Here is a 1919-nt window from a genome sequence, read left to right on the forward strand (position 1 = left end):
ATATATACCTTACCAAAACCCTGATCCCAATCGTCGTTCCCGTCGTAAATACGGTAACAAGCTGGATTATTGTAATATACCTGACGCATATTTGTGTAAAAGTACCATTGAAGACGATATCAAAACTGATATTTATCAAGCTACTTTACTCCACAAGGAATTTGCCCAATCACTGAATATAGTTATTTTGGTTAAAATCAATCTTAAAACTAATGCTTGTAGTCATGTAATTCTATTTTCAAGTGATCTAAAATTATCATTTGAAAAAATTATCGACTATTACAAGCTTCGTTTTCAAATCGAATTCAATTTTCGAGATGCCAAGCAATTTTGGGGATTAGAAGATTTTATGAACTTGAGCCAAACTGCTGTAACTAATGCTGCTAATCTAGCATTCTTTATGGTCAATTTATCCCACTATCTTCTTGCTGATTTTCGTCGGCACAATCCCGGTTCCGGCATTATTGATCTTAAGGCTTATTATCGCGGCTTTCGATATGTTCGTGAAATGTTAAAAATGCTTCCTGAAATGCCTGAGCCTATTTTATTAACCCAGATTTTTGCCAAGCTTACTTCTTTAGGACGTATTCATCCCCTTTCTACAGGCGTTGAACCCTCGTAAATTGGCTACGGTATTGACATAGATGTTCATTTTAATGGTCATGGCCAACTTGTTGATTCGACGGTAGAAAATACAGTAATTCAAGAGTTGAAGAATAAAAGTGAAATTACTGACTTGATCGTTACTGACTTAATCGTTTTAGTACATGGAGTCAACAATACTAGAACTGCTGCCAAAGACATTTACAAAAATTATTTGGAGCAACTGCACAAATGCCAAGATGGTAAGCAGGGAATTGCAATATGTGGGGTGATATGGCCTTCACAAATAATTGATGACGGTGAATGGTACGACTTTATTAACTTCATAGGGAATATAACAAAATTAGCACCAGCAAGAGATATCGGTAAAAATGGTTTAGCTCCTTTTCTAAATGCTATAGCAACTAAGCATAGTAAAATTAACATCCACCTTGCTGGTCACAGTATGGGTACTCTTCTGATTAGGGGAGCATTACATAAATTAACAACACGCATAAAAACAGTGTTTTTTATCCAATCCCCGTTATCTGCTAACAAAAGTTTACCGGGCGTTCCATCAGATGTCCTAGATTCAAAACTGGAGGAATCTTACATTGATTTATGGATTCACGGGCCAATAGTATGTACATACTCTAATAAAGATTCTTTACTTAAAGGAATTACTTCTTATGTGTATGAAACTCTGGGAACAGAAGGTTTTAAGAAACTTTCAGGTAACAATAAAACCTTGATACTACGTTCGGGTACAAAGTTTAGTTACAAAGATTTTGGTAAGCGGTTCGTTAGTCTCGACTGTGGAGAGGTTATTGGCGATCATAATGACTTCAAGAAACAAGAAGTAGCACAAGCACATTTGGCAGCAATTGAAAGGTCTAAACGGGTAATTACAATTCCCTCACAATCAACTCCTGAAAAATTTTCATTGGCGGTGTTTAAAGGTAAGCTTTATCTAGCCTACAAAGCCAATGAAGCAGCCAATTATATTTGGATTACCTCATCTAGTGATGGTCAAAACTGGTCTGACCTAAACAAAGTGTCAGGACAAAGCACCTCTGGTAGTCCTGCATTGGCTGTGTTTAACAATCAGCTTTATCTAGCCTACAAAGCCAATGAAGCAGCCAATTATATTTGGATTACCTCATCTAGTGATGGTCAAAACTGGTCTGACCTAAACAAAGTGTCAGGACAAAGCACCTCTGGTAGTCCTGCATTGGCTGTGTTTAACAATCAGCTTTATCTAGCCTACAAAGCGAATAACCCAACCAATACTCTTTGTATTACCTCATCTAGTGATGGCAAAAACTGGTCTGCCAACA

General features: G+C 37.0%; 2 protein-coding genes. Both read left to right on the forward strand.

Annotated features, from left to right (window positions below; all coding sequences use genetic code 11):
• Positions 1-622, forward strand: a 622-nt coding sequence (locus tag F8S12_RS17980; protein WP_196517498.1) for a transposase, incomplete at its 5' end; no start/stop codon positions are given.
• An 87-nt stretch (positions 623-709) separates the two neighbouring features.
• Positions 710-1919 (forward strand): alpha/beta hydrolase (locus F8S12_RS17985; RefSeq protein WP_196517499.1); only part of this gene is annotated, 1210 nt, incomplete at its 3' end.

The sequence above is a fragment of the Nostoc sp. WHI genome (assembly GCF_015714725.1).
Classification (GTDB): Bacteria; Cyanobacteriota; Cyanobacteriia; order Cyanobacteriales; family Nostocaceae; genus Nostoc.